This window comes from Lysobacter firmicutimachus, from assembly GCF_037027445.1.
Classification (GTDB): Bacteria; Pseudomonadota; Gammaproteobacteria; order Xanthomonadales; family Xanthomonadaceae; genus Lysobacter; species Lysobacter firmicutimachus.
This window is the reverse complement of the sequence record NZ_JBANDL010000002.1, coordinates 1,333,074-1,347,504: the sequence shown is the minus strand read 5'-3', so window position 1 is coordinate 1,347,504 and position 14,431 is coordinate 1,333,074. Positions and strand designations below refer to the sequence as shown.

The following is a 14,431-nucleotide window of genomic DNA, read 5'->3' as shown; positions in this document are numbered from 1 at the left end:
GACCTCCGCCGGGGGGCGACGGAAGGCTTTAGCTCTTGGAGCCCCCTCGATTCGAGGGAGCGGCCGGCGCGTATGCCGCGCCGACCTGGGTTGCCGGCGAAGGCGGTGCCGTTGCGGAACCGCCTGCGCCCAGCACTATTACTTGCTGTACAACTCGACGATCAGCGCTTCGTTGATGTCGGCCGGCAGGTCCGCGCGATCCGGAACCGCCTTGAACACGCCGCTGAACTTCTTGCTGTCGACTTCGACCCACGACGGCGACAGGTCCATCTGCGAGGAGACGGTCAGCGATTCCTGCACGCGCAGCTGCTTCTGGGCGCGTTCGGACAGGGCGATCGCGTCGCCGGCCTTGACCTGGTACGACGGCAGGTTCACCGACTTGCCGTTGACCGTGACGCCGCGGTGCGAGACCAGCTGACGGGCGGCCGGACGGGTGACGGCGAAGCCCATGCGATAGACGACGTTGTCCAGACGGGTTTCCAGCAACTGCAGCAGGTTCTCGCCGGTGTTGCCCTTCTTGGTCGAGGCCTTCTTGTAGTAGTTGCGGAACTGACGTTCCAGCAGACCGTAGATACGCTTGACCTTCTGCTTTTCGCGCAGCTGGGTGGCGTAGTCGGACAGCTTGCCCTTGCGGGCGGTCGGGCCATGCTGGCCGGGCTTCTGCTCGAGCTTGCACTTCGAGTCGAGCGCGCGCGCGGACGACTTCAGGCCGAGGTCGGCGCCTTCGCGACGGGCGAGCTTACAGGTGGGGCCAATATAACGAGCCATGGTTCTTCAGCTCCTCAGACGCGACGCTTCTTCGGCGGACGGCACCCGTTGTGCGGGATCGGCGTCACGTCGATGATGTTGATGATCTTGTAACCGACGTTGTTCAGCGAACGAACGGCGGACTCACGACCCGGGCCCGGGCCCTTGATGCGGACTTCCAGCGACTTGACGCCGTAGTCGAGCGCAGCGCGGCCGGCCTTTTCGGCGGCGACCTGGGCGGCGAACGGAGTCGACTTGCGCGAGCCGCGGAAACCCGCGCCGCCCGAAGTCGCCCACGACAGCGCGTTGCCCTGGCGGTCGGTGATCGTGATGATGGTGTTGTTGAAAGAAGCGTGGACGTGGGCGATGCCGTCGGTGACGACGCGCTTGATCTTCTTCTTGGTCTTGACTGCTGCCGGCTTGGCCATGGTCTAGGTCCCCTTACTTCTTGATGGCCTTGCGCGGACCCTTACGGGTACGAGCATTGGTCCGGGTACGCTGACCGCGCAGCGGCAGGCCGCGACGGTGACGCAGGCCGCGATAGCAGCCCAGGTCCATCAGACGCTTGATGGCGATGCCGATTTCGCGGCGCAGGTCGCCTTCGACCACGAACTTGCCGACCTCGGCGCGCAAGCGCTCGACTTCCGGCTCGGACAGGTCGCGGATCTTGGTGGTCGAGGTCACACCTGCGGTTTCGCAGATCTGCTTCGAACGGGTACGGCCGATGCCGTAGATGCTCTGGAGCCCAACCCAGACATGCTTCTGGGCAGGCAAATTGACGCCCGCAATACGCGCCATAACGCGATCTCCAACTGGTTTGGCGGCCAGGACGGATTAATCCTGGCGGAGTGAACTGGAAATTGTATCTAGGTCTCGGGTTAATAGGAAGCCCCGCGGCACCAGAGGTGCCACGGAACTCCGGCATGGGGAGTGTGCCCATGCTCCGGCGACGAGTCTGAACTGGCTGAATGAGGCGATGCCCTGCCCCCTCAGCCCCGCGCGCTACTCTGGCGCGCGAACCGGTCCTGACTCACCCGCGCGCGAGACCGCCGCGCGAGCCGCCCTTCAAGTTCGCTTTCTTCAACAGGCTTTCGTACTGATGCGACATCAGATGAGCCTGGATTTGAGCGATGAAATCCATCACCACGACCACCACGATCAGCAGCGAAGTGCCGCCGAAGTAGAACGAGGTGCCCAGTTGGGTACGCATGACCTCCGGCAGGAGGCAGACGATCACCAGGTAAATCGCGCCGGCCGCCGTCAAGCGGGTCAGCACGCCGTCAACGTAGTCCGCCGTCGCCTTGCCCGGACGGATGCCCGGAATCAACGCACCCGACTTCTTCAGGTTGTCGGCGGTTTCCTGCGAGTTGAACACCAGCGCCGTGTAGAAGAACGCGAAGCCGACGATCAGACCAGCATACAGGATCATGTGCACGGGTTCACCCGGATTCAGCCACTGGCTGAGCCGCTGCAGGAACCCGGAGAAGCCGCTGCCGCTGTTGTTCTGGGCGAACCAGGTCGCGGCGGTAGCCGGGAACATGACGATGCTGGAGGCGAAGATCGCCGGGATCACGCCCGCCATGTTGAGCTTCAGCGGCAGGAACGACGCCTGGTTCATGTAGGCGTTGCGCCCGCCCTGACGCCGGGCGTAGTTCACCGTGATCCGGCGCTGGCCGCGTTCGACGAACACGACCAGGTAGGTGAAGCCGACCACCAGCAGGACCACGACGATGGCCGCGATCGCGCTCATGTCGCCGTTGCGGATCTGCTCGAACATCTGCAGCAGCGCGGCGGGCAGGCCCGCGACGATACCGGCGAAGATGATCAGCGAAACGCCGTTGCCGACGCCGCGCTCGGTGATCTGCTCGCCCAGCCACATCAGGAACATGGTGCCGGCGGTCAGCGCGATCACCGCGGTCAGGATGAAGCCCATGCCCGGCGAATACACCACCGGCACGCCATTGGGCGCCATGCTCGACTGCAGGCCCGCGGCGATGCCCCAGGCCTGGAACACGGCCAGCGGAATCGCGCCCATCCGCGACCACTGGTTGATCTTGCGCCGGCCCGATTCGCCTTCCTTCTGGATGGCCTTCAGGCTGGGCACGATCTGCACCAGCAGCTGGACGATGATCGATGCCGAGATGTACGGCATCACGTTCAGCGCGAACAGGCTGAAGCGATGCAGGGCGCCGCCCGAGAACATGTTGAACATGTCCACGATCGTGCCCTGCTTGGTCGACATGAATTCGACCATCGCCTGCGGGTTGACGCCCGGCACCGGGATGTAGCTGCCGATGCGGTAGACGATCAAAGCGCCGATCACGAACAGCAAACGCTGACGGAGCTCGGTGAACTTACCGAGCCCGCCACCGAGGCCAGCCATCGCGTTGCCGCTCCGCGCCATGCGTCGGTTACTCCTCGACCTTGCCGCCGGCCGCTTCGATCGCGGCCTTGGCGCCGGCCGTGGCCAGCACGCCCTTGAGCACGAACTTCTTGGTCAGCTCGCCCTTCTTGACGATCTTGGCCTGCTTGGCCGTGCTCGGGACGAGCTTGGCGGCCTTCAGCGCGGCGAAATCGACGTCGCCGGCGTCCAGCTTGTCCAGCTGGTACAGCAGCACTTCGGCGGTGTCCTTGGCCAGCTTCGAGCGGAAGCCGATCTTCGGCAGGCGGCGCTGCATGGGCATCTGGCCGCCTTCGAAGCCGGCCTTGATCTTGCCCTTACCGGCGCGCGCGAACGAACCCTTGTGACCGCGACCGGCGGTCTTGCCCAGGCCCGAACCGATGCCGCGACCGACGCGAGTACGCTCCTGACGAGCGCCGTCGGCCGGCTTGAGAGTGTTGAGACGCATGATGATTACTCCTCGACCTGGACGAGGTAGTGAACCTTGTTGATCAGGCCGCGCACCTGCGGGCTGTCCTTCAGTTCACGCACGTCGTTGAGCTTGTTCAGGCCCAGCGCCTTCACCGACAGGCGGTGACGCGACTGGGTGCCACGCAGACCCTTGACCAGACGCACCTTGACGGTGCCGGTACCGGCTTCGTTCTTAGCCATTGAGGAGATCCTCCACCTTCTTGCCGCGCTTGGCCGCGATCTTGGCCGGCGAATGCATGTCGGTCAGGCCCTTCAGGGTAGCGCGGACCAGGTTGATCGGGTTGCGCGAACCCACGGCCTTGGCCAGCACGTTCTTGACGCCGACCGCTTCGAGCACGGCGCGCATCGCGCCGCCGGCGATCACGCCGGTACCTTCCGAAGCCGGCTGCATGAACACGCGGGCGGCGCCGTGACCGGCCTTGACCGAGTGCCACAGGGTGCCGTTGTTGAGCTCGACGTTGGCCATGCTCTTGCGGGCGTATTCCATCGACTTCTGGATCGCGACCGGCACTTCGCGCGCCTTGCCGTAACCGAAACCGACCTTGCCGTTGCCGTCGCCCACCACCGTCAGCGCGGTGAAGGTGAACTGGCGACCGCCCTTGACGGTCTTGCTGACGCGGTTGACCGCGATCAGCTTCTCGATCATGCCGTCGTCGATCTCTTCGCGGTTGCGATCGCGATCGCGACCCCGCGGTTCACGTTCGTTAGCCATTGCTATATCTCTTTAGTTGAAAGGATTTGCGGCTTGGCCGCTTATCGTTGTGGGCTGCAGCGGATGTTTCGCCGACGGGGCACTAATCCTGTCGGCGCCCGACCCTGAACCCGGGCCGGCGGGGAATGCGTTTAGGCGTGGGGGCGAGCCCCCACGCCTTCAAGCCTTAGAACTGCAGGCCGCCTTCGCGAGCGGCTTCGGCCAGCGCCTTGATGCGGCCGTGGTAGCGGTAGCCCGAGCGGTCGAACGCGACCTTCTCGATGCCCGCGGCCTTGGCGCGCTCGGCGATGATCTGGCCGACCTTGGTCGCGGCGTCGGCGTTCTTGCCGTTCTTCAGGCCTTCCTTGACTTCGGCCTGCACGGTCGAGGCCGAGGCCAGGACGCGCGAACCGTCGTGGGTGAAGACCTGGGCGTACAGGTGCTGACCGGTGCGCAGCACGGTCAGGCGCGGCACGCCGAGTTCACGGATGTGCGCACGGGTCGACTTGGCGCGGCGCAGGCGGGCGATGTTCTTCTTCATGATCTGGTCTCCGAAAGCTGAAAGCTTGGTGTCTCGGGGGCCGGCGAGGGGCCGGCGCCCTACCCGTTAGGCCTTCTTGGCTTCCTTACGGATGATGACTTCGCCGGCGTACTTCACGCCCTTGCCCTTGTAGGGCTCCGGCGGACGGAAACCGCGAATCTTGGCGGCGACTTCGCCGACGCGCTGCTTGTCCGCGCCCTGGACCAGGATCTCGGTCTGGGTCGGGGTGGCCAGCGTGATGCCTTCCGGCGCCTTGAACACGACCGGATGGGAGAAGCCCAGGGCCAGGCTCAGGTCCTTGCCCTGCATCGAGGCGCGGTAACCGACGCCGACCAGCTCGAGCTTGCGCTCGAAGCCTTCCGACACGCCCTTCACCATATTGGCGAGGATGGCGCGCAGGGTGCCGGTCAGCGGGATCAGCGCGGCGTCTTCGGTCACGAAGACGGCCTCGTTGTTCTCGACCTTCAGGTTGATGGCGGCCGGCTTGGCGATCGACAGCGAGCCCTTCGGGCCCTTGGCGACGACGGCGTCGGCCTGAACGTTGATTTCGACGCCCTTCGGCAGGGCGATCGGCTTCTTGGCAACTCGGGACATGGGTCTATTCCTCCCTTAGGCCACGAAGCACAGGACTTCACCGCCGACGCCCTGCTGGCGCGCCTGCGCATCGGTCATGATGCCCTTCGAGGTGGAGATGATGGCCACGCCGAGGCCGCCGAGGACCTTGGGCAGCGCGTCCTTGCCGCGGTACTGACGCAGGCCCGAACGGGAGTAGCGCTCCAGGCGCTCGATCACCGGCTTGCCTTCGTAGTACTTCAGCGAGATTTCGAGTTCGGACTTGCCGCCACCGAGATCGGTGACGCGCGAATCCAGGATGTAGCCCTCGTCCTTCAGCACGGCGGCGATGGCCACCTTCACCTTGGACGACGGCATCTTCACCGTCTGCTTGCGCACAGCGGCCGCATTCTTGATGCGGACCAGCATGTCGGCGATGGGATCAGTCATGCTCATTAAAAGTCACCTATGAGTAGCACCGATATCCGCGGGATTGCGAATTTCAGTTGTATTTGCAACGTTGCAACAACGCCAGCGCGGCCCGGAGGCCGCGCTGGTGGGTCCGTCCCCGGGCCGGAGCCCGGGGAGCCGGCAAGCATAACAGACTTTTACCAGCTTGCCTTGCGCAGGCCCGGAACGTCGCCGCGCATGGTGGCTTCGCGCAGCTTGTTGCGGCCGAGGCCGAACTTGCTGTACACGCCACGCGAGCGGCCCGACAGGGCGCAGCGGTTGCGCTGACGGCTCGGCGAGGAGTCGCGCGGCAGCTTCTGCAGCTTGACCACGGCGTCCATCTTCTCTTCGTACGAAGCCGATTCGCTGGAGATGATCTTCTTCAGCGCTTCGCGCTTGGCGGCGAACTTCTTCACCAGCTTGGTCCGCTTGAGGTCGCGGTTGACCATGGAGGTCTTAGCCATTGTTCGATCCTAGCCTCAGTTGCGGAACGGGAAGCGGAAGGCTTCGAGCAGGGCCTTGGCCTCGGCGTCGGTCTTCGCGGTCGTGGTGATCGCGATGTCCATGCCGCGCAGGGCGTCGACCTGGTCGAAGTCGATTTCCGGGAAGATGATCTGTTCCTTGACGCCCATGTTGTAGTTGCCGCGGCCGTCGAACGAACGACCCGACACGCCGCGGAAGTCGCGGACGCGCGGCAGCGAGATGTTGATCAGGCGGTCCAAGAACTCGAACATCTTGGCGCGGCGCAGGGTGACCTTGGCGCCGATCGGCCAGCCGTCGCGGATCTTGAACGAAGCCACCGACACGCGGGACTTGGTCACGATCGGCTTCTGGCCGGCGATCTTGGTCATGTCGGCGACGGCATTTTCCAGGATCTTCTTGTTGGTGGCGGCTTCGCCCACGCCCATGTTCAGCGTGATCTTGACGAGGCGCGGCACTTCCATCGGGTTCTTGTAGCCGAACTTTTCAGTCAGCGCCGGAACCACTTCTTTCTTGTAGAACTCTTCGAGCCGGGTGGTCATTTCAGCATTCCTCAGGCGTCGACCGCCTCACCGCTGGAGCGGAACACACGCAGTTTGCGTCCATCCTCCAGCACCTTGAAACCGATGCGTTCGCCCTTGCCGGTGGCCGGGTTGAACAGCATGACGTTGGAAATGTGGATCGGCGCTTCGCGCTCGACCACGCCGCCCGGCTGGTTGGCCTGCGGGTTCGGCTTGGTGTGGCGCTTGACGACGTTGATGTTCGCGACGACGACCTTGTCGCCGAGCACGCGCACCACGTCGCCCTTCTTGCCCTTGTCCTTGCCGGCGGTGACGATCACCTGATCGCCCTTCTTGATACGGTTCATGGTCTAGTTCCTCCGCTCAGAGCACTTCGGGCGCGAGCGAAACGATCTTCATGAACTTCTCCGAGCGCAGCTCGCGAGTCACGGGCCCGAAGATACGGGTGCCGATCGGCTCATGCTTGTTGTTGAGCAACACCGCAGCGTTGCCATCGAAGCGGATCAGCGAACCGTCCGGGCGACGAACGCCCTTGCGGGTGCGGACCACGACGGCGTCGTAGACGTCGCCCTTCTTGACCTTGCCGCGCGGAATCGCGTCCTTCACGGTGACCTTGATGATGTCGCCAATGTGCGCGTAACGGCGCTTGGAGCCGCCGAGCACCTTGATGCACATCACTTCCTTGGCACCGGAGTTGTCGGCCACGTCGAGGTAGCTTTGCATCTGGATCATGGTTCAGCCCTCCTCTTATTCGGCCGCGCGGCTGACGATTTCAACCACGCTCCAGTTCTTGGTCTTGGACAGCGGAGCGATCTCCTTCACGCGCACGATATCGCCTTCCTTGCAGGCGTTCTCGGCGTCGTGAGCGTGGAGCTTGGTCGAGCGACGGATGTACTTGCCGTACAGCGCGTGCTTGACCTGGCGCTCGACGAGCACGGTGACGGTCTTGTCCATCTTGTTGCTGACGACCCGGCCTTCAACCGTGCGCAGCGCCTTCTCTGTCTTGTTGTCGGTCATGGCGGATCCTTACTTCTTCTCGCCCAGCAGCATGTTCACGCGAGCGATCTCGCGGCGAACACGGCGGGCCTCATGGGTCTTGGCGAGCTGACCGGTGGCCTTCTGCATGCGGAGAGCGAAGCTCTCCTTATGCAGTTCGACCAGGTGAGCCTTGAGCTCGTCAGCCGACTTCTCGCGCAGTTGCTTGAGTTCCATTAGCGCACCGTCCGGGTAACGAAAGTGGTGGTCACCGAGAGCTTGGCGGCGGCCAGGCGGAACGCTTCGCGCGCCACGTCTTCGGCCACGCCTTCGATCTCGTAAATCATGCGACCGGGCTGGATCTGGGCGACCCAGTACTCGACGTTGCCCTTACCGGAGCCCATTCGGACTTCGATCGGCTTCTTGGTGATCGGCTTGTCCGGGAACACGCGGATCCACATCTTGCCGCCGCGCTTGACGTAGCGGCTGATCGAGCGGCGGGCCGCTTCGATCTGACGCGCGGTCAGCTGGCCGTGAGCGGTCGCCTTGAGGCCGTATTCGCCGAAGCTGACGGCATTGCCGTTCCAGCTCAGGCCCTCATTGCGGCCCTTGTGTACCTTGCGGTACTTGGTTCGCTTGGGTTGCAACATGGCGGATTACCTCTGTTCGCGGGCAGGACGGCCCGGGCGGTCGTTACGATCACCGCGATCGCCGCGGTCACCACGCTCGCTGCGCGGCGAATCGTCCTGCTTCTCCTGGCCGACCTGGGAGAAGTCGAACACTTCGCCCTTGTAGATCCAGGTCTTGATACCGATGATGCCGTAGGTCGTCTTGGCTTCGGCGAAGCCGTAATCGATGTCGGCGCGCAGGGTATGCAGCGGCACGCGGCCTTCGCGATACCACTCCGAACGCGCGATCTCGGCGCCGTTCAGGCGGCCGGCGACGTTGACCTTGATGCCCAGGGCGCCGAGTCGCATCGCGTTGCCGACCGCACGCTTCATCGCGCGGCGGAACATGATGCGGCGCTCGAGCTGCTGCGCGATCGACTCGGCGACCAGCTGCGCATCGAGTTCCGGCTTGCGGACCTCGGTCACGTTGATGTGCGCCGGAACGCCCATCAGCGCGCTGACTTCCTTGCGCAGCTTCTCGATGTCCTCGCCGCGCTTGCCGATCACCACGCCCGGACGGGCGGTGTGGATCGTGACGCGGGCGTTGTTGGCCGGACGCTCGATGAAGATCTTCGAGATGCCGGCCTGAGCCAGCTTCTTGCGCAGCATTTCGCGAACCTTCAGGTCAGCCGCCAGGTACTCGGCGTACTGCTTCTTGTTGGCGAACCACTTGGAATTCCAATCCTTGGCGATGCCCAGGCGGATTCCGGTCGGATGAACTTTATGACCCATTGTCTACTCCGCCTTACTTGCCGGCGCCCACAACCACAGTGATGTGGCTGGTGCGCTTGAGGATGCGGGTGCCGCGGCCCTTCGCACGCGCCATGAAGCGCTTCAGTGCGGGACCCTCGTCAACCATGATGGTCTTGACCTTGAGCTCGTCGACGTCGGCGCCCTGGTTGTTCTCGGCGTTGGCGATGGCGGACTCCACGACCTTGCGGATCAGTGCAGCAGCCTTCTTGTCCGAGAACTTCAGCAGGTTGACGGCGCGCTCGGCGGACAGACCGCGCACCTGGTCGGCGACCAGGCGGGCCTTCTGCGGGGAGATGCGCGCGGTGCGCAGGATGGCTTTCGCTTCCATGGTCATCTCCTTACTTGCCCGACTTCTTGTCGCCGCCATGACCCTTGAACGTACGGGTCAGGGCGAACTCGCCAAGCTTGTGGCCAACCATGTTTTCGTTGACCAGCACCGGGATGTGGTTCTTGCCGTTGTGGACGGCGATCGTGAAGCCCACCATCTCCGGCAGCACCATCGAACGGCGCGACCAGGTCTTGATCGGCTTCTTGTTGTTGCCCGCCGTTTCGACCTTCTTCATCAGATGATGGTCGACGAACGGGCCCTTCTTCAGTGAACGTGCCATGTTCGATTAACCCCTGCGATCGCGCACGATGAATTGCGTGGTGCGCTTGTTCTTGCGCGTCTTGTAACCCTTGGTCGGAACACCCCACGGGGTGACCGGATGCGGGTTGCCCTGGCCAGCCTTCGCCTCACCGCCACCGTGCGGGTGGTCGACGGGGTTCATGGCCGCGCCGCGAACGGTCGGCTTGATGCCGCGCCAACGCTTGGCGCCGGCCTTGCCGAGCTTCTCCAGGTTGTGCTCGTCGTTGCCGACTTCGCCGATGGTGGCGCGGCACTCGACCGGCACCTTGCGCATTTCGCCGGAGCGAAGACGCAGCGTGGCGTAGCCCTGCTCGCGAGCCACCAGGTAGGCGCTGGCGCCGGCCGCGCGGGCCAGCTGGGCGCCCTTGCCCGGCTTCATTTCGACGCAGCACACGGTGGAGCCGACCGGGATGTTGGTCAGCGGCAGCGTGTTGCCGACGCGGATCGGGGCGTCGCGGCCCGCGATCACCTGGTCGCCGTCCTTCAGGCCCTTCGGGGCGATGATGTAACGACGCTCGCCATCGACGTAGCACAGCAGCGCGATGTGCGCGGTGCGGTTGGGATCGTATTCGATCCGCTCCACGCGCGCCGGAATGCCTTCCTTGTCGCGCTTGAAGTCGATGATGCGGTAGTGCTGCTTGTGACCACCACCGATATGACGGGTGGTGATGCGGCCGTGGTGGTTACGACCGCCGCTCTTGCTCTGCTTTTCGACCAGCGCCGCGTGCGGCGCGCCCTTGTGCAGGCCCGGCGTCACGACGCGGACCGCGTTGCGGCGGCCGGCGGAAGTGGGCTTGAAAGTCATCAATGCCATGGATCTTTCCTCAGGCCTTGGCCATCACGTCGATCGACTGGCCTTCGGCCAGCTTCACGTACGCCTTGCGCCAGTCGCCGCGACGGCCCATGCGGAAACGGAAGGCCTTGTTCTTGCCCTTCACGTTGACCACGTTGACCGCCTCGACCTTGACGTCGAACAGCTTTTCCACGGCGACCTTGATGTCGGCCTTGGTAGCTTCGGTCGAGACTTCGAAGACGTATTGGTTGGAAACTTCCTGCAGACGGGCGGTCTTTTCGGACACGCGCGGCGCGCGGATGATGCTGTAGAGCTTGGCGTCGTTCATGCCAGCCACTCCTCGATCTTCTTGACCGCCTCGGCGGTGAACACGACCGAGTCGGCGCCGACGAGGGCGACCGGATCCAGGCCCTGGACATCACGCACTTCGACGTACGGCAGGTTGCGGGCCGAGAGGTACAGGTTCTCGGTCGCGTCTTCGGTGACGATCAGCGGACGCTGGCCGACCGACAGACCCTTCAGCTTCTCGATCAGGCCCTTGGTCTTCGGAGCATCGATCTCGAAGCTCTCGACGACCGTGATGCGGCCCTGACGGTTCAGCTCGGACAGGATCGCGGCGATCGCGGCGCGATACATCTTGCGGTTGACCTTCTGCGCGAAGCTGCGCGGCTTGGCCGCGAAGGTCACGCCGCCGCCGACGAAGATCGGAGCCGTCAGCGCGCCATGACGCGCGCCGCCGCCCTTCTGCTTCTTCGACTTCTTGGTCGTGCCGTTGACTTCGGCGCGTGTCTTCTGCGCCTTGGTGCCGGCGCGACCGGCGTTGCGGTAGGCAACGACCACCTGGTGGACCAGGTCTTCGCTGAACTCGCGGCCGAAGATCGCGTCGGAGACCGACAGCGTCTTGCTGCTGTTGTTGATGGTGAGTTCCATCGTCATCTCTCCTTATGCCTTGCTCGAGGGACGGACGATGACGTCGCCACCCGGCGCGCCCGGCACGGCGCCCTTGATCGCGATCAGGCCGCGCTCGGCGTCGACCTTGACCACTTCAAGACGCTGGGTGCTCTGCTGCACGGCGCCCATGTGGCCGGACATCTTCTTGCCCGGGAAAACGCGGCCCGGGGTCTGGCGCTGGCCGATCGAGCCCGGCGCGCGGTGCGACAGCGAGTTGCCGTGCGTCGCGTCGCCCATGCGGAAGTTCCAGCGCTTGATCGTGCCCTGGAAGCCCTTGCCCTTGGTCACGCCCTGGACGTCGACCAGCTGGCCGGCTTCGAAGATGTCGGCCTTGATTTCGCCGCCGACTTCGAAAGCGCCGATCTGGTCGGCTTCCACGCGCAGCTCCCACAGGCCGCGACCGGCTTCGACCTTCGCCTTGGCGAGGTGACCGGCTTCCGGCTTGTTGACGAGCGCAGCGCGGCGCACGCCGACCGTGACCTGCACGGCGCTGTAGCCGTCGGTGTCTTCGGTCTTGATCTGGGTGATGCGGTTCGGGGTCGCCTCGATCAGGGTCACCGGAACCGACTTGCCGTCTTCAGTGAAGAAACGGCTCATGCCGGCCTTGCGACCGACGATGCCCAACGAATACTTCTTCGCGGTCATGGTGGTTGCCTCAGGTCAGCTTGATCTGGACGTCGACGCCCGCCGCGAGCTCGAGCTTCATCAGCGCGTCCACGGTCTTGTCGTTGGGGTCGACGATGTCGAGCACGCGCTTGTGCGTGCGGGTCTCGTACTGGTCGCGCGCGTCCTTGTCGACGTGCGGGGAGACGAGAACGGTGTAGCGCTCGATCTTGGTCGGCAGCGGGATCGGGCCGCGCACTTGCGCGCCGGTCCGCTTGGCCGTCTCGACGATCTCGCTGGCCGAGCGGTCGATCAGTCGATGATCGTACGCCTTCAGCCGGATCCGGATCTTTTGGTCCGCCATGACGGAATTCCTTGGTTAAAAGAGCGACGGGACGGCTTCTGGGTGCGCCGGCCCCACGAAAACGCAAACACTCCAGGGCAACACCCTCGCCCCGGAGCTTCCTTGCCTGGAAAAGCTAAGGCGGCCCGGTCACCCGGCCCGCCCAGACTGAGCAGAACGCACGAAACGCCCCGTCTAGCGTTCCTTGGAAGCCCTGAATTCGGGGCCCGGAACGTACGGAGCGCGGCCGTGCGACATATCCCTGTCTGGCGAATACGAGGCGCATCCTGCCCCTCATTTCGCTGGTTGCGCCCGACCCTAAAAACGAGCCGGACGCGGTGGTCGCGCATTCTAACCGCATCGAACCGGGCAGCGCAAGTCGACGCCCTGCCCCGCCCTAGCGGCGAATCCTGACCCCATTCAGCCAACCCGCCAGCGACGGGCGGGAGGCCGGAAACGCCTGCGGCGACCCGAGGGTCGCCGCAGGAATAAAGCGATCGAGTGAACCGACCGACCGGACCTGCCGGCCGGAACGGATTACTTGATGATCTTCGCCACCACGCCGGCGCCGACGGTGCGGCCGCCTTCGCGGATCGCGAAGCGCAGGCCTTCGTCCATCGCGACCGGGTTGATCAGGGCGACGGTCATCTTCACGTTGTCGCCCGGCATCACCATTTCCACGCCTTCCGGCAGGGTCACGGCGCCCGTGATGTCGGTGGTGCGGAAGTAGAACTGCGGACGGTAGCCCTTGAAGAACGGGGTGTGACGGCCGCCTTCGTCCTTCGACAGCACGTACACCTCGGCTTCGAACTCGGTGTGCGGGGTGATCGAACCCGGCTTGGCCAGCACCTGGCCGCGCTCGACGTCGTCGCGCTTGGTGCCGCGCAGCAGCAGACCGGCGTTGTCGCCCGCCTGACCCTGGTCCAGCAGCTTGCGGAACATTTCGACGCCGGTGACCGTGGTCTTCTGGGTCGGACGGATGCCGACGATTTCGATTTCGTCGCCCACCTTGATGATGCCGCGCTCGATACGGCCGGTCACCACGGTGCCGCGGCCCGAGATCGAGAACACGTCTTCCACCGGCATCAGGAACGGCTTGTCGATCGCGCGCTCCGGCTCCGGAATGAAGGTGTCCAGCGCGTCGACCAGCTTCAGGATCGCCGGCACGCCGATTTCGCTCTGGTCGCCTTCCAGCGCCAGACGGGCCGAACCGTGGATGATCGGGGTGTCGTCGCCCGGGAACTCGTACTTGGTCAGCAGCTCGCGCACTTCCATCTCGACCAGCTCGAGCAGCTCGGCGTCGTCCACCATGTCGGCCTTGTTCAGGAACACGACGATGTACGGCACGCCGACCTGACGCGACAGCAGGATGTGTTCGCGGGTCTGCGGCATCGGGCCGTCAGCGGCCGAGCACACCAGGATCGCGCCGTCCATCTGCGCCGCACCGGTGATCATGTTCTTCACGTAGTCGGCGTGGCCCGGGCAGTCGACGTGCGCGTAGTGGCGCGTCGCCGATTCGTATTCCACGTGCGCGGTCGAGATCGTGATGCCGCGAGCCTTTTCTTCCGGCGCCGCGTCGATCGCGTCGTACGCCTTGAACTCGCCACCGAAACGCTCGGCGCCGACCTTGGTCAGAGCGGCCGTCAGCGTGGTCTTGCCGTGGTCGACGTGACCGATCGTGCCGACGTTCACGTGCGGCTTGGTGCGCTCGAATTTACCCTTAGCCATGGTTGTCTCTCTTTAAATTGCGGTGATTCGTGGTTTGGGATTCGGGATTCGCAAGCGCGTCTCCCGGCCCCGTTGTCTGTGATCGGATTCGGCCTGGCCGGACCCGGAACCCGCTTCGCGAATCCCGGACCCCGG

At 64.5% G+C, this 14,431-nt stretch carries 26 protein-coding genes; all 26 read right to left on the bottom strand.

Annotated features, from left to right (window positions below):
• Window positions 1–138: 138 nt before the first annotated feature.
• The 26 genes from rpsD to tuf all read right to left on the bottom strand — a co-directional run bounded on the left by rpsD (window position 139) and on the right by tuf (window position 14,296).
• A complete protein-coding gene (rpsD, locus tag V2J18_RS05800; protein ID WP_036111747.1) occupies window positions 139–768 on the bottom strand; it encodes a 30S ribosomal protein S4 in 630 nt (209 codons plus the stop codon).
• Between the two features lie 14 nt (window positions 769–782).
• Entirely contained in the window at window positions 783–1,175 is a 393-nt protein-coding gene (gene rpsK, locus V2J18_RS05795) for a 30S ribosomal protein S11 (RefSeq protein ID WP_057948535.1), read from the bottom strand.
• 13 nt (window positions 1,176–1,188) lie between these two features.
• Window positions 1,189–1,545, bottom strand: a complete 357-nt coding sequence (rpsM, locus tag V2J18_RS05790) for a 30S ribosomal protein S13 (RefSeq protein ID WP_064747304.1) — start codon at window positions 1,543–1,545, stop codon at window positions 1,189–1,191.
• Between the two features lie 232 nt (window positions 1,546–1,777).
• Window positions 1,778–3,151 carry a preprotein translocase subunit SecY gene (gene secY / locus V2J18_RS05785; RefSeq protein ID WP_064747305.1) on the bottom strand — a complete coding sequence of 458 codons (1,374 nt, stop codon included), beginning with the start codon at window positions 3,149–3,151 and terminating at the stop codon, window positions 1,778–1,780.
• A 7-nt stretch (window positions 3,152–3,158) separates the two neighbouring features.
• Window positions 3,159–3,602, bottom strand: coding sequence for a 50S ribosomal protein L15 (rplO, locus tag V2J18_RS05780; protein ID WP_064747306.1), 444 nt, complete (start codon window positions 3,600–3,602; stop codon window positions 3,159–3,161).
• Window positions 3,602–3,799, bottom strand: coding sequence for a 50S ribosomal protein L30 (gene rpmD, locus V2J18_RS05775; protein ID WP_064747307.1), 198 nt, complete (start codon window positions 3,797–3,799; stop codon window positions 3,602–3,604). Before rpmD ends, rplO begins: the two co-directional genes overlap by 1 nt.
• On the bottom strand, window positions 3,792–4,331 hold the full coding sequence (gene rpsE, locus V2J18_RS05770; RefSeq protein ID WP_064747308.1) for a 30S ribosomal protein S5: 540 nt from the start codon (window positions 4,329–4,331) through the stop codon (window positions 3,792–3,794). The genes rpmD and rpsE overlap by 8 nt, the downstream gene beginning before the upstream one ends.
• 166 nt (window positions 4,332–4,497) lie before the next feature.
• Complete coding sequence (gene rplR, locus V2J18_RS05765; protein WP_064747309.1) at window positions 4,498–4,851, bottom strand: 50S ribosomal protein L18; 354 nt, start codon at window positions 4,849–4,851, stop codon at window positions 4,498–4,500.
• Window positions 4,852–4,917: 66 nt separating this feature from the next.
• Window positions 4,918–5,445 (bottom strand): 50S ribosomal protein L6, encoded by a 528-nt coding sequence (rplF, locus tag V2J18_RS05760; RefSeq protein WP_064747310.1) that lies wholly within the window; start codon window positions 5,443–5,445, stop codon window positions 4,918–4,920.
• A 15-nt stretch (window positions 5,446–5,460) separates the two neighbouring features.
• Window positions 5,461–5,859 carry a 30S ribosomal protein S8 gene (gene rpsH, locus V2J18_RS05755; RefSeq protein ID WP_064747311.1) on the bottom strand — a complete coding sequence of 133 codons (399 nt, stop codon included), beginning with the start codon at window positions 5,857–5,859 and terminating at the stop codon, window positions 5,461–5,463.
• A gap of 152 nt (window positions 5,860–6,011) precedes the next feature.
• A complete protein-coding gene (gene rpsN / locus V2J18_RS05750) occupies window positions 6,012–6,317 on the bottom strand; it encodes a 30S ribosomal protein S14 (protein WP_064747312.1) in 306 nt (101 codons plus the stop codon).
• A 15-nt stretch (window positions 6,318–6,332) separates the two neighbouring features.
• The gene (rplE, locus tag V2J18_RS05745; RefSeq protein WP_057948545.1) at window positions 6,333–6,875 is read right to left on the bottom strand and encodes a 50S ribosomal protein L5; all 543 of its coding nucleotides are present in this window, start codon (window positions 6,873–6,875) and stop codon (window positions 6,333–6,335) included.
• 11 nt (window positions 6,876–6,886) lie between these two features.
• On the bottom strand, window positions 6,887–7,201 hold the full coding sequence (rplX, locus tag V2J18_RS05740) for a 50S ribosomal protein L24 (protein WP_064747313.1): 315 nt from the start codon (window positions 7,199–7,201) through the stop codon (window positions 6,887–6,889).
• 16 nt (window positions 7,202–7,217) lie between these two features.
• Complete coding sequence (rplN, locus tag V2J18_RS05735; RefSeq protein ID WP_064747314.1) at window positions 7,218–7,586, bottom strand: 50S ribosomal protein L14; 369 nt, start codon at window positions 7,584–7,586, stop codon at window positions 7,218–7,220.
• Between the two features lie 15 nt (window positions 7,587–7,601).
• The gene (gene rpsQ, locus V2J18_RS05730; protein WP_064747315.1) at window positions 7,602–7,871 is read right to left on the bottom strand and encodes a 30S ribosomal protein S17; all 270 of its coding nucleotides are present in this window, start codon (window positions 7,869–7,871) and stop codon (window positions 7,602–7,604) included.
• Between the two features lie 9 nt (window positions 7,872–7,880).
• On the bottom strand, window positions 7,881–8,066 hold the full coding sequence (gene rpmC / locus V2J18_RS05725; protein ID WP_064747316.1) for a 50S ribosomal protein L29: 186 nt from the start codon (window positions 8,064–8,066) through the stop codon (window positions 7,881–7,883).
• On the bottom strand, window positions 8,066–8,479 hold the full coding sequence (gene rplP, locus V2J18_RS05720; RefSeq protein ID WP_055902334.1) for a 50S ribosomal protein L16: 414 nt from the start codon (window positions 8,477–8,479) through the stop codon (window positions 8,066–8,068). The genes rpmC and rplP overlap by 1 nt, the downstream gene beginning before the upstream one ends.
• A 6-nt stretch (window positions 8,480–8,485) precedes the next feature.
• A complete protein-coding gene (gene rpsC, locus V2J18_RS05715; RefSeq protein WP_064747317.1) occupies window positions 8,486–9,229 on the bottom strand; it encodes a 30S ribosomal protein S3 in 744 nt (247 codons plus the stop codon).
• A 13-nt stretch (window positions 9,230–9,242) separates the two neighbouring features.
• Complete coding sequence (gene rplV / locus V2J18_RS05710; protein WP_056176302.1) at window positions 9,243–9,578, bottom strand: 50S ribosomal protein L22; 336 nt, start codon at window positions 9,576–9,578, stop codon at window positions 9,243–9,245.
• 10 nt (window positions 9,579–9,588) lie between these two features.
• Window positions 9,589–9,858 carry a 30S ribosomal protein S19 gene (rpsS, locus tag V2J18_RS05705; RefSeq protein ID WP_057943874.1) on the bottom strand — a complete coding sequence of 90 codons (270 nt, stop codon included), beginning with the start codon at window positions 9,856–9,858 and terminating at the stop codon, window positions 9,589–9,591.
• Between the two features lie 6 nt (window positions 9,859–9,864).
• Entirely contained in the window at window positions 9,865–10,692 is an 828-nt protein-coding gene (gene rplB, locus V2J18_RS05700) for a 50S ribosomal protein L2 (RefSeq protein WP_221671602.1), read from the bottom strand.
• Window positions 10,693–10,702: 10 nt separating this feature from the next.
• On the bottom strand, window positions 10,703–10,999 hold the full coding sequence (gene rplW / locus V2J18_RS05695) for a 50S ribosomal protein L23 (protein WP_064747320.1): 297 nt from the start codon (window positions 10,997–10,999) through the stop codon (window positions 10,703–10,705).
• The gene (gene rplD / locus V2J18_RS05690; protein ID WP_425605950.1) at window positions 10,996–11,607 is read right to left on the bottom strand and encodes a 50S ribosomal protein L4; all 612 of its coding nucleotides are present in this window, start codon (window positions 11,605–11,607) and stop codon (window positions 10,996–10,998) included. The genes rplW and rplD overlap by 4 nt, the downstream gene beginning before the upstream one ends.
• 6 nt (window positions 11,608–11,613) lie before the next feature.
• Window positions 11,614–12,267, bottom strand: coding sequence for a 50S ribosomal protein L3 (rplC, locus tag V2J18_RS05685; RefSeq protein WP_064747321.1), 654 nt, complete (start codon window positions 12,265–12,267; stop codon window positions 11,614–11,616).
• A 10-nt stretch (window positions 12,268–12,277) separates the two neighbouring features.
• Entirely contained in the window at window positions 12,278–12,589 is a 312-nt protein-coding gene (gene rpsJ, locus V2J18_RS05680) for a 30S ribosomal protein S10 (protein ID WP_022968186.1), read from the bottom strand.
• A gap of 516 nt (window positions 12,590–13,105) precedes the next feature.
• Window positions 13,106–14,296, bottom strand: a complete 1,191-nt coding sequence (tuf, locus tag V2J18_RS05675) for an elongation factor Tu (RefSeq protein ID WP_064747322.1) — start codon at window positions 14,294–14,296, stop codon at window positions 13,106–13,108.
• Between the last annotated feature and the right edge of the window lie 135 nt (window positions 14,297–14,431).